This is a genomic window from Microcystis sp. M015S2 (assembly GCF_020245945.1).
Lineage (GTDB): Bacteria > Cyanobacteriota > Cyanobacteriia > Cyanobacteriales > Microcystaceae > Microcystis.
Genome location: NZ_JADBTX010000011.1, coordinates 26766 through 49335 on the forward strand (window position 1 = coordinate 26766; position 22570 = coordinate 49335).

At 41.7% G+C, this 22570-nt stretch carries 22 protein-coding genes and 2 pseudogenes; 9 read left to right on the forward strand and 15 right to left on the reverse strand.

Annotated elements, in window-relative coordinates; all coding sequences use genetic code 11:
* Positions 1–8: 8 nt before the first annotated feature.
* The 11 genes from IM473_RS01985 to IM473_RS02035 all read right to left on the reverse strand — a co-directional run bounded on the left by IM473_RS01985 (position 9) and on the right by IM473_RS02035 (position 9070).
* Positions 9–278, reverse strand: a complete 270-nt coding sequence (locus tag IM473_RS01985; protein ID WP_002801101.1) for a monovalent cation/H(+) antiporter subunit G — start codon at positions 276–278, stop codon at positions 9–11.
* Complete coding sequence (locus tag IM473_RS01990; protein ID WP_002739224.1) at positions 275–526, reverse strand: hypothetical protein; 252 nt, start codon at positions 524–526, stop codon at positions 275–277. The genes IM473_RS01985 and IM473_RS01990 overlap by 4 nt, the downstream gene beginning before the upstream one ends.
* A complete protein-coding gene (locus tag IM473_RS01995) occupies positions 523–906 on the reverse strand; it encodes a Na+/H+ antiporter subunit E (protein WP_287657111.1) in 384 nt (127 codons plus the stop codon). Before IM473_RS01995 ends, IM473_RS01990 begins: the two co-directional genes overlap by 4 nt.
* A complete protein-coding gene (locus tag IM473_RS02000) occupies positions 903–2339 on the reverse strand; it encodes a cation:proton antiporter (protein ID WP_287657109.1) in 1437 nt (478 codons plus the stop codon). Before IM473_RS02000 ends, IM473_RS01995 begins: the two co-directional genes overlap by 4 nt.
* Positions 2336–2683 (reverse strand): NADH-quinone oxidoreductase subunit K, encoded by a 348-nt coding sequence (locus tag IM473_RS02005; protein WP_079207877.1) that lies wholly within the window; start codon positions 2681–2683, stop codon positions 2336–2338. Before IM473_RS02005 ends, IM473_RS02000 begins: the two co-directional genes overlap by 4 nt.
* A 408-nt stretch (positions 2684–3091) precedes the next feature.
* Complete coding sequence (locus IM473_RS02010; RefSeq protein ID WP_287657106.1) at positions 3092–3295, reverse strand: hypothetical protein; 204 nt, start codon at positions 3293–3295, stop codon at positions 3092–3094.
* Positions 3296–3299: 4 nt separating this feature from the next.
* Complete coding sequence (locus IM473_RS02015; protein WP_235614754.1) at positions 3300–3782, reverse strand: hypothetical protein; 483 nt, start codon at positions 3780–3782, stop codon at positions 3300–3302.
* Between the two features lie 353 nt (positions 3783–4135).
* Positions 4136–4594 carry a hypothetical protein gene (locus IM473_RS02020; RefSeq protein WP_287657104.1) on the reverse strand — a complete coding sequence of 153 codons (459 nt, stop codon included), beginning with the start codon at positions 4592–4594 and terminating at the stop codon, positions 4136–4138.
* A gap of 27 nt (positions 4595–4621) precedes the next feature.
* Positions 4622–5668: a class 1 fructose-bisphosphatase gene (fbp, locus tag IM473_RS02025; protein WP_002801107.1), complete on the reverse strand. Its 1047-nt coding sequence runs from the start codon at positions 5666–5668 to the stop codon at positions 4622–4624.
* Between the two features lie 364 nt (positions 5669–6032).
* Positions 6033–6815: a DUF3153 domain-containing protein gene (locus IM473_RS02030; RefSeq protein ID WP_287657102.1), complete on the reverse strand. Its 783-nt coding sequence runs from the start codon at positions 6813–6815 to the stop codon at positions 6033–6035.
* A 2-nt stretch (positions 6816–6817) separates the two neighbouring features.
* The gene (locus tag IM473_RS02035) at positions 6818–9070 is read right to left on the reverse strand and encodes a ribonuclease R family protein (RefSeq protein ID WP_287657101.1); all 2253 of its coding nucleotides are present in this window, start codon (positions 9068–9070) and stop codon (positions 6818–6820) included.
* Between the two features lie 422 nt (positions 9071–9492).
* Here IM473_RS02035 and IM473_RS02040 point away from each other — a divergent pair, with 422 nt between their 5' ends.
* A complete protein-coding gene (locus tag IM473_RS02040; RefSeq protein ID WP_287657100.1) occupies positions 9493–10314 on the forward strand; it encodes a slr1353 family protein in 822 nt (273 codons plus the stop codon).
* A 264-nt stretch (positions 10315–10578) separates the two neighbouring features.
* Here the strand turns inward: IM473_RS02040 and IM473_RS02045 are convergent, their stop codons facing one another.
* On the reverse strand, positions 10579–11775 hold the full coding sequence (locus tag IM473_RS02045; RefSeq protein WP_287657098.1) for a DUF4377 domain-containing protein: 1197 nt from the start codon (positions 11773–11775) through the stop codon (positions 10579–10581).
* A 264-nt stretch (positions 11776–12039) separates the two neighbouring features.
* Between IM473_RS02045 and IM473_RS02050 the strand changes: the two genes are divergently transcribed.
* The 3 genes from IM473_RS02050 (at position 12040) to IM473_RS02060 (ending at position 13545) form a co-directional block, all read left to right on the forward strand.
* Positions 12040–12384, forward strand: a complete 345-nt coding sequence (locus IM473_RS02050) for a YbaB/EbfC family nucleoid-associated protein (RefSeq protein WP_002733791.1) — start codon at positions 12040–12042, stop codon at positions 12382–12384.
* Between the two features lie 59 nt (positions 12385–12443).
* Positions 12444–13166 carry a pyridoxine 5'-phosphate synthase gene (locus IM473_RS02055; RefSeq protein ID WP_287657144.1) on the forward strand — a complete coding sequence of 241 codons (723 nt, stop codon included), beginning with the start codon at positions 12444–12446 and terminating at the stop codon, positions 13164–13166.
* A 67-nt stretch (positions 13167–13233) separates the two neighbouring features.
* Complete coding sequence (locus IM473_RS02060) at positions 13234–13545, forward strand: MgPME-cyclase complex family protein (protein ID WP_287657096.1); 312 nt, start codon at positions 13234–13236, stop codon at positions 13543–13545.
* Between the two features lie 40 nt (positions 13546–13585).
* Here the strand turns inward: IM473_RS02060 and IM473_RS02065 are convergent, their stop codons facing one another.
* Entirely contained in the window at positions 13586–15226 is a 1641-nt protein-coding gene (locus tag IM473_RS02065) for a DUF655 domain-containing protein (protein WP_287657093.1), read from the reverse strand.
* A 221-nt stretch (positions 15227–15447) separates the two neighbouring features.
* Between IM473_RS02065 and IM473_RS02070 the strand changes: the two genes are divergently transcribed.
* From IM473_RS02070 to IM473_RS02090, 5 genes and pseudogenes are all read left to right on the forward strand, one after another.
* A complete protein-coding gene (locus IM473_RS02070; RefSeq protein WP_287657090.1) occupies positions 15448–17874 on the forward strand; it encodes a dynamin family protein in 2427 nt (808 codons plus the stop codon).
* A gap of 175 nt (positions 17875–18049) precedes the next feature.
* The gene (locus tag IM473_RS02075; RefSeq protein ID WP_287657088.1) at positions 18050–18910 is read left to right on the forward strand and encodes a formylglycine-generating enzyme family protein; all 861 of its coding nucleotides are present in this window, start codon (positions 18050–18052) and stop codon (positions 18908–18910) included.
* A pseudogene (locus IM473_RS02080) lies at positions 18870–19181 on the forward strand (nucleotidyltransferase family protein); the annotation flags it as partial. The gene IM473_RS02075 and the pseudogene IM473_RS02080, both read left to right, overlap by 41 nt.
* A pseudogene (locus IM473_RS02085) lies at positions 19180–19371 on the forward strand (Uma2 family endonuclease); the annotation flags it as partial. The pseudogenes IM473_RS02080 and IM473_RS02085, both read left to right, overlap by 2 nt.
* 49 nt (positions 19372–19420) lie before the next feature.
* On the forward strand, positions 19421–20317 hold the full coding sequence (locus tag IM473_RS02090) for an AEC family transporter (RefSeq protein ID WP_287657084.1): 897 nt from the start codon (positions 19421–19423) through the stop codon (positions 20315–20317).
* Positions 20318–20463: 146 nt separating this feature from the next.
* Here the strand turns inward: IM473_RS02090 and IM473_RS02095 are convergent, their stop codons facing one another.
* Both IM473_RS02095 and IM473_RS02100 read right to left on the reverse strand, forming a co-directional pair.
* Entirely contained in the window at positions 20464–21738 is a 1275-nt protein-coding gene (locus IM473_RS02095) for an O-antigen ligase family protein (protein WP_287657083.1), read from the reverse strand.
* 1 nt (position 21739) lies between these two features.
* Positions 21740–22567, reverse strand: coding sequence for a YaaW family protein (locus IM473_RS02100; RefSeq protein WP_287657081.1), 828 nt, complete (start codon positions 22565–22567; stop codon positions 21740–21742).
* Between the last annotated feature and the right edge of the window lie 3 nt (positions 22568–22570).

A 22570-nucleotide genomic window follows, 5' to 3' on the forward strand; every position in this document is an offset into this window, starting at 1 on the left:
CTTTAATTCTACTCTCGATCGCTAGAAGTATAAGCTAAAACGTAGCCTAACATGGTGTTCCAAATTGCTAGGGAAATTATTGCCAATAATAATAAAGGCCAATTTTGGGGAACTTTCAAAAGTAGCCCGAAAATAATCGCCATGGAACCTAATGTATCAGCCACAGATAGACCGTGTAATTTATATAATACCGAGCGCTTGTCTAAAAGATGCGCCGTTCCCCAAAACCAGAAAAAAACTCCGATAGTGATGCAGATATAACTTAAAATGTCAATCATGATTCGTTCAATCGTTTAAGAATTTGTGCTAATAACATAAAGCCAGCATTACCGACACTGAGAATAATCACTGCTACCACTCCAATCATCCAATCATCCCGCAGAACTGAAACCACTAGAATAATAATCGATGATTTACTGGAAGCACTGGCAAAGGCAGCCATTTTTTGCCAGATGTCATCATTTTTTGCCACTTCATAAAGGGGAATTAATAGGGCGACAATCATGGCAATGAGAACAATATTCATCCCTGGGGACTCCGTTTAATTAGATGAACTTCATAACCTTCATTTTCCTTGTATTCGGTGACGATAGTTTTCGGGGTAAAAGTAATGAGAAATATATCCCAAAAAGCTAATCTAGGTGAACGTTTACCCGAAATTCTCTCTAAAATAATTTCTTCTTCCTTGTGGGGACGAAAGATAATTTCAAAAGCTTCTTTATAAGCTTGGGGAATAGCCAGAAAGACTTTAATTATTACCTTTAACCAATCGCCTAAAGTTTCGCTAGAGGCGAAATTACGGGGCAAAAGAAAAGCAATAGCCACCCCGATCATAATATTAGCGGGGGTAAAATTAGCGGTGAGTAAAAACCACATAGTTAAACGCAGAATTATATGTCCGATCATGCTAAGACCATCCAAAACAATAGAACTAACATTATACTCATCATCCCGACGAGATTATCAAATTGTTCCCAGGCTCGCGATAATTTTAGGGATAACTTTTTGAAAACTCCCAGATATAACCACCACCCGGCACCGATGACGGCTAAAGCTTTGATAATATTGGGTAGATTATAAGCTTCAACATAGACGGCATTGGATAAAAATAGGGCGGCAAGGAGCAGAATTATTGCTATCCAGAAACCGATAGTTAGCTTCTGTTTGCTTTCGCCACCGGCGTGGGGTAAAAAGATAAATTTAGCAAAGGAAATCGCCGTCCCCACCGCCACAAGATTGATCATAATTTCTTGCCAAGGGACTAAATTTTTCATCGTTAACGCTTTCGCACCAAAACCAGATAATAGGGGGAATCCGGAGATAGAAAAACTAGCAACCACTAGGGCAATCCAGAGAGAATTAGGGAGCGATTGTTGCTGTAATTCTTTAAAATTGCGACTGGGTAAAACTCCCGCTAACAGAAATAGGCAAGATTTAACTAAACCGTGGGTAAGGGTATAAAAACCACTGACTACCGGGGCAGCTAAAATAAAACCTAACTGGGAAATAGTATGGAAGGCTAACATCCGCTTGCTATCCTTTTCAAACACTGCGTATGACACGCCAAAAATCGCCGTTAGCACCCCGAAAAGCCGAATTAGGACATCCAAATCGTCTAGGATTAAAGCACAGCGCAGGAGGGGAAAAATGCCAGCTTTTACCACCACCCCTGACATCAGCGCCGAGACGGAGGTTTCCGATTCCGAGTGTGTCATCGGTAGCCATAATCCCGAGACAAAGATTCCCCCTTTGACTAATAATCCCATGAAGATTAAAGCCAAGGCTTCGGGAGGTGCGTCCTTTAAACCAGCAAAAGCAAAGGAATTATTGGCTTTATAGACTAAAACTGCGCCAATAAGGTAAAATAACATCGCCACATTGCTGATAAACAGATAACGCAGGGCAACCCAGAGAGAGCGATCGCTGCGAGGATAGGCAATCATCAGAAAAGCGGCAATACTAATTACTTCTAGGGCAACGTAAACGCTAATAAAATCCTCACAGACGAAGACAGAGTTAATACTCCCGTGGAGAATGATAGCTTGAGCGTAAAAAAAGGCGGTTTTGCTACTTTCCCAGTTATAAAAAATAACTGCCATCGTCACCAGGGCATTGGTGAGGATAAAATAGGCACTTAACTGATCGGCTACCAGTTTCACGCCATAATTATCTAGTAGGTTAAGGGTTATGGGAGAGGATTGGCTAAATAGAAGGAGAGAATAGGCGAGAGAGATAATAGTGGCGGCGAGAGCCAGATATTTGTCTAATCGCGGCAATAAATAGATGATAAAGCCGATCAAAAAGGGTAAACTTATCCAAGCGATCGTTAAAGTATTCATGGTGTGTTATTTTTTTCTATCTCACTGCTGTCGAGGGTGGGGTTATCTTTGGCTAATTTCATTACTCCCACCAGCATTAACGCCTGAATGGAAAAACCGATGACGATCGCTGTTAAAATCACTGCTTGGGGTACAGGATCGGCGTAATTTTGCTGTTTAACTGTACTGAGGATGGGAGTAAATAAACCGTCACGGGAAGAAATCACCACATAGTAGGCGATAACGCCGGTACTCATGACATCCATGGCGATAATCTTCATGATTAAGTTTTTTTTCAGGAATGTTCCTAAAAATCCGCACAAAACGGTGGCGAATACAAACAACTCTAGCGGGGGGATCGTCACTGGGCTTCTTGATTAGATTTGGTTATGAGTCAAAATACTTTTTCTAATTATCCTCGATCGAGTCCCAATTGATCAAAAAATTCTCAAGATTATGGGGGGAATTTTCGGGCGGCAAATAGATTGTTTTGGATCTATAATTATTATTGAAAAAAATAAAAACAAGCGGTTTCGCTTTAATAATGTATATCTTGCCAGAGAGCGCAATCAGTAATGTTTTGGAAATCTTTGATATTTTTGCTGGGCATAATAACCCGACGACTGGGATATTTTTCTTTGAGTAGAGACCATTGAAACGATAGGATACAATCTATATCAATATTTTCTTTAACTTTTCAGCCCAAAGATAAGCGGCTTTTTGTAGTAAAATAAAACTGACTTTCTGAAACTCAATTACATTCCTTAACTTATCTAATTCTTGCACGCTTTTACTTCTCGTCTAACCTCATAATCACATAGATCAGATGAAGTCAGACAAGCTCCTCTTGCCAGCAGACGATAAAACCATTCGGTACATTGATAAACTTCTGTAAATAACTTTTGATCTTCTGGCCAGTCTTCAGCGATCGGGGTTACTAATAAGCTTAAAATGTTAGAGTCCAGAATTACAATCACTCTTTTAATCCCATCCCTTAACTTTTCTCAGATTTTCTAACTGTTCCAAGCGAGATTTTGCCCATGCTATCGCTGGCTGATTTTTTTGTTTCTGCACTTGATCAGTATCGGATTTATTCGAGGTATAAAAGTCTGTCCAATTGAGAGGTTTAGTTTCTTGATTTTCGTATTCTTGTATTTGCCAGAGGATTGCTCTAGCCGTATTCTTTAAAGAGATTAAAACTTGCTTAAACTGACTTGTTTTCTCTGGTTGCAAGCTAGGATCATCTAAAAAAGCCTTGGCGATCATCTTAAAAGATTCTAGGTAGTTGTGGGGAAAATAGCCAATATATTTTTCTATTATTATCTCTGAGAGTATGGTAAGACCGAAGCAAATACGATTATATTGAGCGGATTTATCTGTTGATTTTAACGAAGCATCTAACATTATTTTCTTCACTCGAATTAACTCGATAAAACCCTGTAAATAATTATCATAATATGCCATTTTTTAAGCTATCAGCAGACAAAAATTCACCATACTTAGCTTGAAATTCTCTTGTTATTGGTTGATATTCAAGAGAATAAATATTCTCCGCTTGAGGTGGAGTTTGAGCTGCTCTGATTTTTTCTATAACTATCGTCTAATTCTAGAAAAATTCCCTCGGCATTGAGGACTAGATCTTCATCAGATAAGGGCGGAAAATCCAGGTGAATTGTCCGCTTCAGAATCTCTAATAGCAAATCTGAGCGCTCTGAGTCTGTCAAGCGGTCAAAGGTATCTAAAAGTTCCTGAACTATAGCAGTCATAGCAGTTACCCTATATCTGCTCAATACTATAACACAAGCTTAACAAGGCTCTTAGTTATTGCTTGACAGCCCCAATAAATTCTGAATGTAAGTTTGGAATCCCCCCAAACCGCCATCGTCATCCCAACGCTGTCTGAAAGTTGGTAACTTCTCCAATTCCATCACATTCCCACCCTGATACCTGACTCGATAATCAAACATCGCATCTGCTTTTGCTGATACAGGTGGATTATCAAAATCAATAGCCCAAAGCACCTTAACAATTCGATAGATGTCATAATCATCCTTGCCAATTTCACGTTTGGCTTTGCAGTCGAGAACTTTTACTAAATGGGTAACATACCCTTGCTGCCTGAGTAGTATCAAACTACCTTTTTCGGGTTTATTGGCATTGACTTCATCGTCTTTCCATGCCAGTTGGAAGGAATCAGAAACCTTATATTCCCGATATGCCCATGTACCATCGTTTCGCCTTACATTTTTAGTCCACTTCAGAGCTTGTAAATCCATGTCAATATCTCTAAATAAAACTATAAGTTAAACTCGATCGCGATGACGTCGATCAGCGATAAAAGACTCCACCAATTTAACATCTTCGACACTACCGATCACTAAAGGTGTGCGGTAGTGTAATTTATCGGGAACGATATCTAAAAGATTTGTCACCCCATCACTAGCTTTACCTCCTGCCTGTTCAATTAAAAAAGCAAGGGGTGCAGTTTCATAAATTAAGCGCAATTTTCCCTGGGGATTTTTAACAGTACCAGGATAGAGAAAAACACCGCCCTGCATTAAAATTCGATGGATATCTCCCACTAACGCCCCACTGTAACGGGCCGTGTAACCATCATGGCGGTGGACATAACGGGTATAGTCGCGAATTGCCTCATCCCACTGCCAAAAATTGCCCTCATTGGTACTATAAATCGGGCCATGGTCGGGGATAATAATATTCTCTTGGGCAAGGATAAATTCCCCTAAACTGGGGTCAAGAACAAAGGCATGAACACCGCGACCGATCGAGTAAACTAAAATAGTTGAAGGTCCGTAGAGAATATAACCGGCGGCGATTTGTTGACGACCATTTTGCAGTAAATCCCGCGCCTCTCCGTCTAAATCATTGCCTTCCTGTTGACGGATGGCAAAAATCGAACCCACATTTAGGTTAATATCCACATTAGAAGAACCATCGATCGGGTCGTAGAGTAGGGTATAGCGACCGATGGGACAGTTTTCCGGGATATAATAGGGTTTATCCATTTCCTCGGAAGCAAGACGGCAAACTAAGCCACTTTGCTTAAAAACCGAGATAAATACCTCATTGGCAAAAACGTCCATTTTCTTGACCGATTCCCCTTGGACGTTGGTTTCTCCAGTAAAACCTAGCACATCCGCCATTAATCCCGCTTTACTGAGACGACGGGCAATTAATTTTCCCGCTAGGGCAATTCGACTCATAATTGCGCTTAAATCCTGCGCGTCGGGGGAAAAACTTTGTAGTTGTTGCAGGACGTGACGGGAGAGGGTGGTACAATCTCGATCGAGGCTATGTTCGGGGATAGAAAAGGGAATATTGCTAACCATAACTGTAATTGCCAGTAATAAAGTAAAAAAGGAAAACCCGTCTAGTCTCAATTGTGACTATGATTTGATCCTAGCCAAGATTTTCCCTATTGTTGGCCAATTTTTAGATCAGTTTTAGAGTTGGCTAATTTTCCCCTCATTGATCATTAAATTTTGGGCAATAAGTAGCTGTTTATAATTAAATTGAAGATGGATCCCCCCTTAATCCCCCCTTGATAAGGGGGGTGCCGATCCCCCCTTAATCCTAGGGTTGATTCAAGGTAAGGTTGATTCAAGGTAGGGTTGATTCATGAATCAACCCTACCCTTAATAAGGGGGGTGTCTGACAGTTTTTAACACCTAACTACTTAGTTGCCCTCTCAATTTAAGTCGATGGGGATACACCGGGCAAGCGTTTATATTTCAAGTAATAGGCAAAACCTGTTATTAAAATAATAACTATTGTGCCGATACCTAAATAGTTAGGAACCCAAAAAGATGCCGCAATGGTGTTAATTTCTCCCGGTTTTAAATGCCAAATTAACTGATTATCAACTTTTTCTACCGGGGGATTTAATCCTGAGTCATCTTCAATATTTTGACCAGCGAAGGGAGTCTTTAAAGCGAAGTCGATATCGACTAAGGAACCGGGACTAACGATAATATTTCCCTGTTCAGAAAGTACACCTAAAGCCCGCAAATCAACGGTTAATTTTAAGTTTTTCTGAGTCAAAAAGAACCAATCTCGTTCTGTAACTGCCAGTTTTGAGTCTAGTTGCAGTAACTTTATATCATCGGTATCGGCGGAATTTTTGATTTTAAAGGAAGAACTAGGGTCAAAAAATTGATTGAATTTTTCCTCTAATTCCTGACTATTACTAAAGGGAATAGTCACCATTATTTCTCGTTCGGAAATAGGAGCGGTTTTCCCCTTAAGTAATTTTGCCCTCTGTTCGATACTATTTAACCATTTAGTGGCTTCGGTTTGACTGAGACTGGTTAAGCGTTGTCCGAGGGTGATATGTTGAATAATTTCCCCGTGGTGTTGGTGGGGAAAATTAATGCCCACATCGTAACGGACACAGCCGGTTAAAAAGAGAAAAATACCGCATAAAAAGGGCAGAATAAAGCGGGTTTTTCCGATTTTTTCGGTGGTTGGTTGATTCATAATTAATCTTCTTCTAAGTCGTCATAACTTGCTGAACTGCCACCGCTAACCGTAACTAGATCGATTTGCTGACGATAATAGTCTACATCTTTTACCTCCACTTCTACCTCATCACCGAGACGATAGGCAACGCGATTTTTCCGTCCTACCAAACAGCTATGACGAGCGCGATATTCGTACCAATCATCCTTGAGAGAAGAAACATGAACCAATCCTTCCACTAATAAATCGGAAATTTCCACGAAGAAACCATAGGATTGTACACCAGTAATTAAGCCGCGAAAAACTTGACCCATTCTTTCTTTCATTTTCTCGGCTTTTTTCAATCCTTCTAGGTCTTTTTCGGCATCTTCAGCAATTTTTGAGCGATCATTGAGATGGGAAACAATTAGATGGCTTTCTTCTTCTAACTCCTCCTGAATTTGACTTGGGAGAATATTCCAATTAATCTGTCCATGACAGCTATTACTGCCCAAATTAACCCCGACTTTGACAATTTTGCTGCGGCGATCTTTCCCCTCTGTTAATAGGATTTTTAACACCCGTTGTACCCAAAGATCGGCATATCTTTGCAGGGGTGAGAGACAGTGGGTATAATTGCCAGGATAGGCCAAACCAAAATGGGGTAAAGGATGGCTGCTATATCTAACTAATTTGAGAGTTTCTTGCAGGAGATAATTGAGGACTTTCACCGATGTGGAAGCGGAAAAAGTGCGGGTGAGATTTTGATAGTCATTGGGTTTAATCTCCTCCTCGGCAGTTAAATTTAATTCTGCCCCTAAATTATTGGCTAATTTGAGTAAATCCTCCAATTCATCCCAATCCGGTTCCGATTGTCCGCAGTAGATACAGGGCAATTTTAAGGCCTGTAAATGTTCGGCGACAACTTTGCCAGCTAAAATTGCCACTTCTGTCAGTAAAGAACGGGCCGGTAAATTATTAGAAGCGAGAACAGTCCCCCCCCGTCCCTCGTCTTTGTAGGGAGAGATTTTGTCTAATTGAATATCAAAACTACCCCGCTGCAGACGTTGGGATTTTAGGGTGGGGCAAACGCTAAAAAATAAATCTTTCAGGGTTTCAACCGTATCGGTGGGGGCAGCGACGCTATCTTCTTCACTGAGCAGATCGCGCACCTGTTGATAGGTAAAATGTTGATCCACTTGGATGAGGCTGCGAGTGATTTCGTACTCCACTAGCTCCCCCTTGTCATCGAGGGTGACGAGGATAGAAATAGCGGGGCGCTGTTCTTGCGGTGACAGGGAACAACGACTGGCAAGGGCAGCCGGGACTAATGGCAGCACTTTTTCGCCTAAATAGACGGCAGTTCCCCGTTTTTTGGCAACTTTATCCAATAATCCGCCCCGTTCAATGTAACGGGTGACATCGCTAATATGAATGGCGACTCGCCAGCGATTTTGGTTGATTTTCTCTAAAGAAAAGGCATTTTCAATGATTGGGGGATAATCTAGGGGGGTGTCATCTTCGATGGTAAAGGTGAAGAGTGGGGTTAAATCTCGCAGTTGTTCTTTTTCGCCACTATCGAAGAAATCCGCTAAATTATCGGCAATTTCGAGGGCTTCTGGCGGAAAATTATGGGGTAGATCGTGTTTACAGGAGACGATATCTGTGTCGGCAGCGGCCTCAGCCGTGGAACCGAGAACGCGAGTAACTTTACCGATGGGAGGCATTTCCCCTAGGGGATAACGGAGGACGGAAACATGAACGAGGTGATCGATGTTTTCTAGGAGATTTTGACCATTTTCGAGGAGATTAAGGGTAAATTTCAGGCGATCATCGAGGGGAACCGCCACGAACTGCTCATTTTCCTGTTTTACTTGCGCTAGAAGCGAAGGATTAGCTCGTTCGAGAATTAATCTCACCTCTCCTTCCGGGGAACGACGACGGGTTCCCTCGCGGATGATTTTGACTAAAACTCGATCGCCATTCCAAGCGTTACTTAAATGATTTTTCGAGACGTAGATGTCATCAGCATCTTCGCTATCTTGGATAGCAAAGCAAAATTCTTTACTGGAACAGCGCAGCTTTGCTTCTACGATATTTTCCTCGATCACACGACGATAGCGCCCGCGTTCTTTGGCAACCATTCCCAGACGTTCCAAAGCATCGAGAATCACTTGCAATTTTTCGCAGCTTTCGGGATTGTCTTCGCAGCCTAGTTTTTTTTCGAGAATTTTACCCGTAGCTAATTTATCATCACTAAGATGAGAGAGGAGTGTGGCGATCGAGAAGTCCATCTAACAATAATCCTTACTTACAAGACACTGACGGAATGGTGGACAATTAAGTTTAAATACTTATATAATGAGAGGATTGATTTAAACCATTGACTCGAGAGATTATCTCTATCGGGCTAATTGCGATCGCTGGTGGTGACAGTGAAGGTAAACTGACCAAGCATCGAACACCCGAACCTACCCTGAGAATTATCGAAGCCTTCGTTAGTATAAGCCAATAGCGAACACCAGCAAACTTTTCGGCGATCGCTAGTCTCTCTGGCAGAAGCTTCAGCCTAGTAGAATCTTGTTACTGTGGGCAAGGCTAATCCTAGGACTGAAAATTTTATCTAACCTTTAATCTTAGCAAGAACTTGCTACATTTTTCCAGAATTACGATAGAGTATTCTAATATAAGTACAAAAGAACTCGAAAAAGTCACCATGTTGCAAAAGTTACGCCAACGTTACCCCCAAGTTGCCCTGATTAGCGAGTTAGTTCAAATCGATCACGGCAAGTATATTGTGAGAGCGATCATCGAAATTGAGGGAAAAACGGTCGTTACAGGTTTAGCTGCGGCAGATACGGTGGAAATAGCGGAAGATAGAGCCAGAGAACGGGCTTTACTGCTTTTAGAGGCTGAAAACACCCCCGATCTCCAGCTTGTGGAAAAAGTCAGCCCCAATAATATTTCTCTACCGTCCGATTTACCTAAACCCCTCGCTAGTGCCAAAAAATCGACCAAAACGGCTAAAGTCACTGAAATACCTCGTCCTGAAGCTAAAATTGAACTGGAATTACCTCAAGTTAAGGATATTCCCCCAGCTAAAATTGAACCAGAATTACCCGAAGTTAAGGATATTCCCCCAGCTAAAATTGAACCAGAATTACCCGAAGTTAAGGATATTCCCCCAGCTAAAATTGAACCAGAATTACCCGAAGTTAAGGATATTCCTTTACCAGAACCAGAGCCTTTATTATTAGAAATGGAAACCGATAATTACTCCTTATTAACAGAATTGCCAGAAGAAGCGAGTTTAACCGAAGAAGAACCCCCAGAACCGGAACCAGTTGTTGTTATTGCCGAAGAAATCGATTATTCAGTGCTTAAAACTAAAATTGATGTGGAGATGAAACGATTAGCTTGGACCACAGAAAAAGGTCGGGAATACCTGATTTCTACCTATGGCAAAAAGTCCCGTTTACTACTAACTAATGAGGAGTTATTAGAATTTTATAACTACTTATCTAGTATCAGTTCCTAATCACTAAACCTGCTGCAAAAATCAAAAATCTTCCGTTAAGTGAGGAGTCTCCGAGTCAGTATTCTCCGAGTCAGGAGAAGCAGAAAGAAATAGATTATTTTCTGGCAGTAGAAAAGCGATCGTTTTCTGGAAAATGCGATTAAAAACTCACTTTTGCGGGAGATATAATAAAAAAGGAAGCTATTAGCTGCCAGTCCTTTTCTCCCTATCTCCCCCTCTCCCCACTTCCCTATCCCCTAACCCCCTATCTTACTGATAACTGAATTAGTTTCTTACTGCTTCTGTTTCCGCTTCTTTGGGAACAATAACCGGCACTCCGCTGACCGTTTCAATTTGATAAATAACGCGACTTAATTGGGAAGGACAACAGAGAGGATCCGTGTCTTTATAGCGATTAAAAACCACAATAATTCTATCGCTATTTTGTAAAACAATTCTCTGAGATGCCCCATCAGCGCGAGAATCCATCGGTCGCGGGGAAAGAGTGCCAGCGAATTTACCATCGACAAAAACAAAGTCTTGATAACCCATCGGTCGGCACATTCCATCCACTCCACTCATGGCCGAAATAATGCTAGTTTTACCATAGGTTTGCACGGCCCCGTAAAGTAACCATCCCGCTTTATTAAGCGCTTGATCATTGGCAGTAATTGCCGAACGAACCTGTTCACGACACTGGTTATCAATCACGGTTTTAACGGGAGATTTGGGGATAGGTGCCTTGGCTTTATTCCAATTAGTTAACGGTCGATCAAACCAAGATCGCGGAGTCTCTTTTTCTGGGGTTTGGCTAATAACTTCTAATAGCTTCCATGTTTCTGAATTTTGATTATTAGTTGGATTGGATACGGTTTCAATGCTAACTTTAATTTGATAGAAAAATCCCGGTTTATAATCAAATCCCTCGATACTATTAGGGAACAATCTCCAGTTTTCCTCTGGTTTTTCTCGAATCTGTAAACAGTCTTTGGTTGGGCCTTGGCTACAGGGTTGTTTCCTAGAATTGATATAAATTGTCTTTTCCGTGCGCGTGGTGGTCGGTGCGGGGGTAAAAGTGAGGATTCCTAAACCTTCGGGAGTACGATAAAATAATTGTAAATCGCCTTTAGCTGTCACTTGGAATTGTTCCACTCCTTGCAAGGCGGCAAGATATTGATTTTCTTGTTTCATCTGCGGTTCCGGACAAGCTTTTTTCGTAGTAGCGATCGCTTGGTTGATCTGGAACGTGCCATTATCGACTTGATAGCCAGTATTATACTGGTTGCATCCAGCCGAACCACTGAGGATATTTTTCTGGAAAGCGGCAGTAATTTCCGTTTCTTTCACCAAACTCCCGGCTGTCCACCCCCTTAGTTTCCATCGAGTCCCCTCCAAAGGGGAAGTATTAGCGATCGCCGCTTTCCCCGCTAAAACACAACTTAGGGCAATTGTCAAGAAAATTCCCGTTTTTTTGGCGTTCAAAATTGCTATTCTCCTCGTCAAAGCAACAATTGTATTATGGCGTGGGGTAATCGACTGAGTGGTTAGGATAATTTTTCGGATTTCTCTTTCTGACCATCCCGTGACGGATGAAGAGAGAACAAGTTCCCTCAAACCTTAACCCAGTCAGAAAGCCATCGTTGTCATTAATCACTTTTTGCCCTCAAATGGCCAAAAGTTGACCCCAGTTCACCTTAAGCAGTACAATAAAAACCTTGAGTGACCCCTTAAACAAAAAAAAACATCATGGCACAAGGACAAGGATTCGGATTCGGTCTCGGTAAGATTAAAGAACTACAAGACGCTTTCCAAAAAGCGCAACAGGTGCAACAAGGGGCCAAAGTTCTGCAAGAAGAACTGGAAACTATGGAAATTCCTGGCCAGAGTGAAAATGGCTTGGTGACAGTCTATCTCAGTGGCAACCAAGAACCCCGGGGTATTGAAATCGACCCTTCTCTCCTCTCCCAAGATCTGGAGATTGTGGCTGGGTCTATTCTAGAAGCCATGAAAGCCGCCTATGATGCCTCCACGGAAACCATGCGCAGCAAAATGGAAGAACTGACCATGGGTTTAAATATCTCCAGTATGTAATCGCTTTTGACCGCAATGATAAGATGGAAAGTTGGACTAACAAACAAGGAGGTTCAACTTTGCTGACTTTGGGTGTCAATATCGACCATGTGGCCACAATTCGCCAAGCGCGTCGAACCGTGGAACCAGATCCCGTGGCGGCGGCAGTTTTGGCCGAAATCGGCGGCGCTGATGGCATTACCGTTCACTTGCGCGAGGATCGTCGTCATATCCAGGATCGCGATGTGCGGATTCTCCGGCAAACGGTGCGGACTCATCTGAATCTGGAAATGGCCCCGACGGAGGAAATGATCGCCATTGCTCTCGATCTTAAACCCGATTATGTCACCCTTGTCCCCGAAAAGCGCGAGGAAGTGACCACGGAAGGGGGGATCGATATGCTGGGCAATTTTGACCGTTTTTGTCGGGTTGTAGAGCGCCTGCAAGCGGCTAATATCCCCGTTAGTTGGTTTATTGATGCCGATTTTACCCAAATTCAAGCGGCCGCTAACACGGGGGCGAAATTTATCGAACTCCATACTGGTCAATACGCCGAAGCACAACAGGAGAGCGATCGTCAAGCATCATTAACAATTCTTAAAGAAGGTTGTGAATATGCTTCCTCCCTCGGTTTGCGGGTGAATGCCGGCCACGGTTTGACCTATTGGAATGTTTATGCCGTCGCCTGTTTGCCCAATATGGAAGAATTGAACATTGGTCACACAATTATCAGTCGTGCGGTTTTGGTCGGGTTAGAACGGGCTGTTAGGGAAATGAAATTGGCTATGCGTGGGCAATTGTAAAAGCCATCAGCTATCAGCTAATCTCCCGACTAACGAACAATTACACTGAAAAATTAAAGGAAAGATCATGACAACTTATTATTATTTGGTAGCCAGTCAAAAGTTTTTAGAAGAAGAAGCGATCGAAAAGGAAGTTTTGAAGGAAAGAATCAGGAATTATCAAGAAAAAGGTCAAGAAATTGATTTTTGGTTAATTGCCAATCCAGCTTTTTTAGATACTCCCGGTTTTGCCGATATCAAAAAGAAAACTCCCCAACCAGCAGTGGCGATTGTTTCTCTCAATCAACAGTTTATTACTTGGCTAAAATTGCGTCTAGAATACGTTATTACCGGACAGTTTGAAGCTCCTTCCGATAGTATTCCCGAACCGTTAAAATAACCCTTTTGGACTGGGGCAAAAAATACAGACGAGGCAATCATCACCAGCTGACTTTGCCTTGCAGCTTGTTGATTTTTCCCTGACCGATTCCCGATACTCGATCCAAATCTTCTAGGGAAGTAAAGGGTTTTTCTTGCCGGGCCGCGATAATTTTTTCAGCTAATTTGCCACTGATACCGGGTAAACTATCTAGTTCTTCTCGCGTGGCGGTGTTTAAATTAATTAAGCGATCGCTTTTAATTGTTACAGATTGGGGGCAGTTTTTTCTATCCTGTTCGATCCGATTTTTAATAGTTTCCGGCAGTCCTAATTTAGCGGTACGGTAAAGATATTGAAATTCTCGATCAAAATGAGCGGCAACGGTGGGATTATCGATAATAACTAAAGCTTCATCGTTTTGATGGTTAGCGGCTCTTGACCAATTATGAGAACCAGTAATCACAATTTTATCATCGATTAAACCGAATTTATGGTGTAATTTATCTCCCCGGGCTAGATCGGGAACTCCTAGGGTATTAATGGGGTTTTGCCAAGGCTGATTATCTGGTTCATAACGACATTTATTACTGAGAGCAACTCCTAATAAATCTAATCCTTCGCTATAGTATCGGAAGGCAAAACTAGGATCAATTAAAGCCTTAATTTCTATCCCTTTTTGATGTCGTTGGGCGAGAATATTAGCTAGAGGCTGTTCCGTAAAGACAAACAGGGCTAAATCCACGGATTTTTCAGCTTTATTTAAAGTTTCACCGATCAGACCATTGCTAGTAATTGCCCAGGGATAAGTGGTAGAATCGGGGGAAAATTTTACCGTCAGACTACTATTACCGATAGGGATTGTTTGCGGTTTTCTGTGGGGTTTATCTAACCCAAATCTAGAACGATCTTCCCTTCCCCACATCAGATTAAATTCTCTTTGAAAAACTCTAGCTAGTGGGGGATTAGTAATCACTAATAAGTGATTGGCATTACCGACAGTTTTGGGATTAGAAAAGTCTCCATGAATATCACTTAAGGTATAGTTAGCTGAACTGATTAAAGTAGTGTAATTATCAATAACCATGAATTTATGGTGCATTAAACCGCTACCTTTTGAGCGATCATTTCTATCATCAATTAGGGTAATACCAGCTTTTTTGAGGATAGTAATTGCATCTCTTTGGGCGATTTCCTCTGGAGTTAATTTACCATCGCGATTTATGTCAACTAAGTCAAAAAGATTTTGATAACGTTCCTGTTCTCGATCACTTAATTGTTCTTGGTTTTTGGCTAAACTATTAATAGGTTTATTGTAAATATTTTCGAGAATAACCCTAACTTTAATTCCCCGTTGCTGACGAGCAACTAAAGCTTGAGCGATGGCAGGTAAACGTAACTCTTGCACCGCTAGATCGATCGAACTTTTGGCCGAGTTGATATTATCAATAATAACCTGTTCTAAATTATCCCCCGGGCGATTAATTTGGCGATAGGGATCGGTATAATTTGACCCCTGGGCCTGATTATAATTAAAATAGACTTGAATATATTGATCTTGGGGCAAGGGTTGGGGACGATTTTGGATAGCATTCAGAGAATGACAGCCACCCAAAAGAAAAACTGTTCCTAACAAAAATCCTAACTGTCCCATAGTCCGAATTTTTTTTAATCTCAATTTATCTATTGCCATTTTTGCCCACATAATTATCATTACCCTAGGATTCAGGAGGGAATTTTTACCTAAGGAGGTTCTCGGAAATCGGTATGCACTAAATTGATTATAATCAATCCTGATTCTAGATTGAAGACGATGACTTTGTCCTTGATTGTTTAAATCGCTGACCAAAGATGTGACATCTAGTTAGGGAATTTTGTTATAATCTGGGGAACAATAGCACTGTTCTTCTAGATTTGGGTTTTATCATGACTGAACTTTTACCCCAATGCAGTAATCTGGCTGGTAATGTTAACAGTATAATTGAACTATTCAAAGGCGAATCCTCTCTCCGCAATCAACAGGATACCAGCAAGATAGAAATTGCCCTACAAAAAGCCATTTCTCCCAAATTTGAAATCGTTTTTGCTGGTGCTTTTAGTGCCGGGAAATCAATGTTAATCAATGCACTTTTAGAGCGAGAATTGCTGTATAGTGCCGAAGGACACGCAACGGGTACAGAATGTTATATTGAGTACGCAGAAGCTGATGAGGAAAGAGTGGTTTTAACCTTTCTCAGCGAAGTAGAAATTCGTACTTTAGTCGATACCGTCTGTCAAAATCTACAATTAACTAATCCCAGTAACATTAATTCCCCCGAATACTGTAGTCAGTTAAACCAATACTGTCAAAAAATTATCGAACAGGAAGGGGGAGAAGGTAAATCCGAGCGAGCTAAACAAGCTCAGGGTTTAAAATTATTAATTGAAGGATTTACTCAAAATCGTGAGCGGATCCATACGCTGCATAATGCCACCTATTCCATGGAACAATTTCACTTTTCTAATTTAGCAGAAGCGGCCAGTTTTGCCCGTCGTGGTAGCAATAGTGCCGTCTTAAAACGTCTAGAATATTACTGTTATCATCCTCTCCTTAAAGATGGTAACGTTTTGGTAGATTTGCCCGGTATTGATGCCCCAGTCAAAAAAGATGCCGCATTAGCCTATCGTAAAATAGAGCATCCTGATACTTCGGCAGTGGTTTGTGTTTTAAAGGCTGCTTCTGCGGGAGAATTAGCCATAGAAGAAACGGAATTACTCGAAAAAATTGGCTCTAATGCTGGTATTCGTGATCGAGTTTTTTATGTTTTTAACCGCATTGATGAAACCTGGTACTCAGCCCAACTAAAACAGCGTTTAGAAAACCTAATTCAAACGCAATTTCGTGATACTTCCCGCATTTACAAAACCAGTGGACTTTTAGGGTTTTATGGGTATCAGGTGAAAAATCAAACCAATATTAATCAGCGTTATGGTTTAGATTCTATCTTTACCGAAAGTGTTAAAAATTTAGGAGGAGAAGAAGAAACACCGCAATTTGTCAGCGAGTTTAATAACTATTGTGCCAACTCCGGTAAATTACTGGCAACTTCCTTTAAAGTTTCCATCCACGGTTATGAAACTCCTAATAAAAATTACTTCCGAGTTTTAAGCGAGTGGGGAACTCCTTTACTAGAGCAGTTAATTGCTGATAGCGGTATCGAAGAATTTCGCACGGCAATTACTCGTTATCTTACCGAAGAAAAACGCCCGCAATTGTTTGCAACTTTAGCTGATGATTTACAATCTCTCTGCATCACTCTCAAAAATCATTACCAAGGTATTTATCGTGATTTAGAAAGTCAACCACGAGAAATTGAGGCGATGAAAGCTCTGGAGTTAAATCACCTCAATCAAGAGTTAAAGGAAGTGGGAGAGAAATTAACTAAACATATCGATGGTTATGTCAATGCTATCGTGGTTAATAGCGATGAAAACTTTGAGGAAGACTTTAAGAAACTGAAAGCGAGAATGGTATCAAGATTGGATGAGTTATTAAATACTTTTTCTGTTAAAAATGCTTACTCGCAAGCGACTTTAACTCATCCTCGCAATGCTACAGCACCTTTATTAGCAGTATTGGTAGAAGCTTTTTATTATCTGTCTAACCAGCTAGAAGATGTGTTAATTGAGGAGTCAACCAGTTTAATTAGTCGCTTTTGTCAGCGTCTTTTAGATGCGGTAAGGCAAGGTGATTATTATCGGCAAATCTATCGTTTATTGGGTAATGATGGGGGCATAGAAAATCAGCTAAAACAGCTAGAAGATCAGTTAATTCATGCCTTAGTTTCCGAAGCGAGAACAGAGTGTGATCGCTATGTAAGAGAAAATCACAATTTTTACAACGAAGGCACTTTTTCTATCTTTCAATTTCGGCAAACTGTCCAACAAACTGCCCAAGGTTATGACTGTGAAAGTATTCTTGGTGCTGAACCCGCTATCCGTCAATTACTTAAGTTAGATTTTGAGCCAAAAGTATCAGTGACAATTCAGAAAAACTTCCGTCAAACTATTAATAATACTTTAAAAAATCAATTGATACCAATGGCAAAAAAACAAGCCGATACTATTCTACAACAGTTTAATCAAGCTCGTTCTTATCTAGAACAAACCTTAGAACAGGAAGCGGCGGAAAAAATTGCGAATAATGCCCGCAAACAGGAAGAAATTCACCAAAAAATTGAGGATTATAACCAAGCGATAAACTCTCTCAATACTTGTTTAACTGCTATGGGTTTACAGAAAAATCATTTACCTATAATTGGTGAACAAGAATTAGAGATTGTCCCTGAAGTTGTTAATGACTCCAGCAATTAATATGGGGAGTGGGAAGGTGGGAAGTGAGGGGGAACAATCCAAAAAATTAATTAAAATTAAAACTGATCGGGGGATAAGCGATCGAAGTCTTGTTATTCTTAAACTGGTAGGTTTCGAGATGTTTTTAGGCTCGCAGCTGAACCTGATCAACCGATAACCGATAGAGGGGTGCAGAATGGGAGAATGGTTAGATTTTACCGATGAGGTGGTCACTGTTAATGGCAAAGGTGAGGAAATTAAACGGGAAAAAGTCACTAATCGAGGTTATAAATATTTTTTAAGCAAAAGAACCTTTTTAGAGATGATTTCTATCCCTAGCGGTCAATACCTCATCGGTGCGCCTAAAAGCGAGTTAGGCTGGAAATTGAGTCAAAGTCCCCAATCTCTGGTTAATATTCAGGCTTTTTGCCTGAGTCGCTACCCAATTACCCAACGACAATGGCGCGAGGTGGCAAAATTAGAACCAGTAAATATTGAACTTAATCCCTATCCGGCCCATTTTGAAGGTTACGATCGCCCTGTAGAACAAATTAACTGGTGGGAAGCGGGGGAATTTTGCGATCGCCTATCCCGTCTCACCGGACTGAATTATCGTTTACCCGCAGAAAAAGAATGGGAATACGCTTGTCGGGGAGGAACATCAACCCCCTTTCACTTTGGCCCGACAATTTCCACTGATTTAGCCAACTATTCCGGAGTGGACTGGGATTATGGCGGGAAAGTGTGCAGTTCTGGTCGTTATGGGGAAGGTCGCCTCGGTTGCGATCGCAGGGAAACCACACCGGTAGGAATGTTTGCCGTCGCTAACCCTTTCGGACTCTACGACCTGCACGGAAATGTCAGGGAATGGTGTGCAGATTACTGGCGCGATAACTACGAAGCGACCACAATAGAAGATAGGGACAGACGAGTTTTACGCGGGGGTTCCTGGAATGACGGCCCTAACAAATGTCGCTCGGCCTACCGGGTCAAATTTCTGGCTACTGCTGGACTCTATGATATTGGTTTTCGTGTCGTTAGCGATAATTCCCCTTAAATCTAAAAACCGATCACTGATTACTGGTGACAGGGAGGTGAAAAAATTGAAAATAGAACTACCCCAGCAAATAATCAGTGAGTTTTGTCAGAAATGGCAGATATCTGAAATGTGTTTATTCGGATCGGTTTTGCGGGAAGATTTTCGTCCAGACAGCGATATTGATATACTGGTCAGTTTCCAAGATAGTGTTTCTTGGGGACTTCTGGAGTTTTCGAGGATGAAACGGGAATTAGAGAATTTATTGGGACGGAAAGTTGATTTGCTAACGAACCCTTGAAACTTTAGAAGAATACGTTCTTATCAGTCAAGAACGCATCGGTGTAGATTGTTTTCGTCGCAATGATGAAGGATTTTGGGTTCTTTATCCCTACAGCAAAGGAGCAGATATTTATCTAGCTAGTATCGATTTTCACTGTGCAATCGCATCTTTATACGAAGATATAACAGAAATCCGTTAAAAAGTCAGATAAGTTTTTTTCTATGTACTATTTACTTTTTACTTGATTAATGCTTGCTATTCTCTCCGCTATTGTTCCAGTGGGTTTTATCATCCTCATCGGTGTGATAGCAGGAAAAATTCTCACTGTTGAAGTGCATTCCCTTTCCCAAATCACGGTGTATATTCTTGCTCCCGCTTTGGTGATTGATGGACTCTATCGCACCACTTTATCCGCCAGCAATATCGGTTTAATTCTCCTAGGCTTTGCCCTTATTTCACTGGTAATGGCGATTGTCGTCGAAATTATGGCCTATTGTCTCAGTCTCGATGATGATACCCGCAAAAGCCTCATGGCTGCCGCCGTGATGCCCAATAACGGTAATATGGGTTTACCGGTGGCTAGTTTTGCCCTGGGTGCGGCCGGACTGGAAAGAGCGATAATCTATATGATTGGCTCTAGTATTCTTTTATTTGGTATTAGTCCCGCTTATTTGCGAGGAAAAAGCTTTCTTTCAGGATTTCGCCTAGTTTTTCGCTTGCCCTTAATCTGGTCAATTTTTATCGGCATTAGCTTTCAAACTTTCTCTTTTCATCTTCCCCTGCAATTAGATAAAAGTGTTAGCTATCTAGGAGAAGCAGCAATTCCTTTGGCTTTAATTATCCTAGGTATCCAATTATCTCAGCAAAAATTAGCGATCGGTAAATTAGAATTATTAGGGGCCGGTTTGCGTCTTTTAGTCGCTCCTCTTTTGGCATTTGCGATCGGCAATAGTTTAGGATTAACTGGTATGGATCTAAAAATTCTCATCCTACAAAGTGCCATGCCCACCGCCGTTAATACCGTCATTTTAGTCACAGAATTCGGTGGTTCGGCTGCTTTAATGGCCCGCACAGTTGTTGTCACTACTCTTGCTAGTTTTCTGACTATTCCTTTCTTTCTTTGGTTATTAAAAGTCTATTTATAGCAGTTATCTTAATGGTGAAGTGCGAAGTTTTCGTTTTGTTAACTGTTCACTGAAAATGCTCCGGCGCTCCCTTCTCCCTTCTCCTCATCTCCCCAATTCATAATTCATAATTCATAATTCATAATTCATAATTCCCAATTCATAATTCATAATTCATAATTTAACCTTTGACTCACCCCAGCAATGGCAGCCAAGAGAAGCCAAACAATAGTATTAATCTTGACATCGGAGAGGGTAACATCGACGAGATTAAATAAAACACAAGCACCAAAAGCTACCAGATAGGTAAAGATAATTAACTCACCCCCGGCTTTTTGTTGCCGTAGAAAGATAAATAAACGCACCCCTTGGGCATAAATCCAACCCACCCAAACAGACAATAAAATTAAGCCGATAATTCCCGTTTCTGCCATTAACATCAAATATAAATTATGGGGATGACCTAACCATAATCCCTGACTTTTTTCGTAGAGAGGTGTAAAACTGCGTAATCCCCAACCGAATAGGGGTCTTTCTTGGGTCATTTCTAGAGTAAAACGCCATTGAGTTGATCTGAGAGTCGCTAGAGGGCGATCAGGGAACATTTCATCGGATAATCGCGCCCAAATCGCCCTAGGAACCAAAAAACGCACACTATCCCTGAAAGGATTTGGTCCCCAAGAAGCGAGGGAAATCACCCCCCCCAAGAGGACAAAACCGGCGACTAAGGCATTCCAACCCAGATAAAGGGCGAAAATTAGGCCTCCTAAAAAGGCTAAGGCCCAAGCATTGCGAGAATTGCTTAAAAATAGCCCTACACTGTCGATAAATATAGTTAAAGTTAAAAACCCGACTTTGAGATTTAAATTCCGATTTCTTTGTCTGTGCCACTGCCGCCAAGTTAGAATTAATAAACCGATCGCTAAAATCAGAGTTATGAGTAAATAAGCCCCCAAAAGATTAGCATACATAAAAACCGAAGACATCCGCCCGCTCGGTTCACCCCCCACCCCGTAGGGCCAGGTAAAAATCCCTTTTAATGCTTCCGGTTTTTGCCAACCGAGAAAAATTTGTCCCCATCCCATCACCACTACCCAAACCGACGGAATAACCATCACCCAAGCTAGTTGACGCAACTGAGAGGGTTTTTTAATTAATTGTCTGATATTGCTAAAAAAGAAGAAAAAAGGCAGGAAATTTCCTAAACCAATCCAAGCATCCCCCGGAGTTGGGGAAAGACTGGCACTAATCATTAACCAAAGAGTGACGAGACCGAGACCTTGATTGAGACGTGACTGGATAATTGCCCGAAAATTGCCAGTAAAAACCCTAATTAAGACGATAATAATGCCGATACCCGCCAACTCTGGCAGGATCAGGGCGATAAAAACTGAAAAAAGTGTTAAATTCCACTCCCACCCTTGACAAAAAATCTTTTTCATGTTAAGCAGGTTGCCAACAATCGTCACGAGTCAGACGAATTTGGGCGATGGCAAAAATAGTCGGGATAATCCGGCCGTAATCAGTGGCGATCGCCTTCCAACCGAGATCAGCAATAAACCAACCCCATAAAGCCGGTCCCACCAAACTTAACACGGTTCTGACCGCTCCATAGCGGGCGGCAGCCCTAGTCATGCCCTGTTTAGCCGTTTGTAGGGCGATTTGATTAGCAATTGCCCCACCCTGGACTAGGGCAGTCTTTGCCCCTTGATAGCGGGCAAAATGGAGAGCGAACTGCCCGGCGATATGTTTGAGCAGAATCGGTTTCAGGATAGAATTAACGGCGATGACGCTACTGCCTTTGAGGACTATATCGAGGGGATTATGTTGTAGGTGAACGGGTAAGGGTTGGGGAGTGTGGGAATCCGCGAGCGCCTTTTGAATTTGAATCGAGAGGGATTTTTGTTCCGATGGGGGGAGACGTTTCCAAGCTTTGTTAACCAGATGAAGATAGATTTCCGCTTCAATTTCCGTTGTCGGCATTTTTTGGGAGTAGGGAACCTTGAGGAAATGACAGACACGGACGAGAATTTGACGATAACTAACTTTTTCGGTTTGACCTTTTAATACTGTCACACCATCGGCAGCCAAATAACGAAAACGATCCTCGACGCTATCTAACCAACTATCCCAATCTTGACTTTGAACGGCGATTGCGTCCGGCGCTCGTAGATAATCGAGAGGGTTAAAACGACGGCAAAAGAGGATGTTAGTGATTTGCTGTAGTTCCTCCTCGGTGGCTAACTCCAAAGCTGTGCGTAGTTCGTCCAATGT

Bases quoted from the DNA above. Each gene is read 5' to 3' on its own strand.
- IM473_RS01985 (WP_002801101.1), bottom strand. From the start codon at position 278: ATGATTGACATTTTAAGTTATATCTGCATCACTATCGGAGTTTTTTTC.
- IM473_RS01990 (WP_002739224.1), bottom strand. From the start codon at position 526: ATGAATATTGTTCTCATTGCCATGATTGTCGCCCTATTAATTCCCCTT.
- IM473_RS01995 (WP_287657111.1), bottom strand. From the start codon at position 906: ATGATCGGACATATAATTCTGCGTTTAACTATGTGGTTTTTACTCACC.
- IM473_RS02000 (WP_287657109.1), bottom strand. From the start codon at position 2,339: ATGAATACTTTAACGATCGCTTGGATAAGTTTACCCTTTTTGATCGGC.
- IM473_RS02015 (WP_235614754.1), bottom strand. From the start codon at position 3,782: ATGGCATATTATGATAATTATTTACAGGGTTTTATCGAGTTAATTCGA.
- IM473_RS02020 (WP_287657104.1), bottom strand. From the start codon at position 4,594: ATGGATTTACAAGCTCTGAAGTGGACTAAAAATGTAAGGCGAAACGAT.
- fbp (WP_002801107.1), bottom strand. From the start codon at position 5,668: ATGGTTAGCAATATTCCCTTTTCTATCCCCGAACATAGCCTCGATCGA.
- IM473_RS02030 (WP_287657102.1), bottom strand. From the start codon at position 6,815: ATGAATCAACCAACCACCGAAAAAATCGGAAAAACCCGCTTTATTCTG.
- IM473_RS02035 (WP_287657101.1), bottom strand. From the start codon at position 9,070: ATGGACTTCTCGATCGCCACACTCCTCTCTCATCTTAGTGATGATAAA.
- IM473_RS02040 (WP_287657100.1), top strand. From the start codon at position 9,493: ATGTTGCAAAAGTTACGCCAACGTTACCCCCAAGTTGCCCTGATTAGC.
- IM473_RS02050 (WP_002733791.1), top strand. From the start codon at position 12,040: ATGGCACAAGGACAAGGATTCGGATTCGGTCTCGGTAAGATTAAAGAA.
- IM473_RS02060 (WP_287657096.1), top strand. From the start codon at position 13,234: ATGACAACTTATTATTATTTGGTAGCCAGTCAAAAGTTTTTAGAAGAA.
- IM473_RS02065 (WP_287657093.1), bottom strand. From the start codon at position 15,226: ATGTGGGCAAAAATGGCAATAGATAAATTGAGATTAAAAAAAATTCGG.
- IM473_RS02070 (WP_287657090.1), top strand. From the start codon at position 15,448: ATGACTGAACTTTTACCCCAATGCAGTAATCTGGCTGGTAATGTTAAC.
- IM473_RS02075 (WP_287657088.1), top strand. From the start codon at position 18,050: ATGGGAGAATGGTTAGATTTTACCGATGAGGTGGTCACTGTTAATGGC.
- IM473_RS02090 (WP_287657084.1), top strand. From the start codon at position 19,421: ATGCTTGCTATTCTCTCCGCTATTGTTCCAGTGGGTTTTATCATCCTC.
- IM473_RS02095 (WP_287657083.1), bottom strand. From the start codon at position 21,738: ATGAAAAAGATTTTTTGTCAAGGGTGGGAGTGGAATTTAACACTTTTT.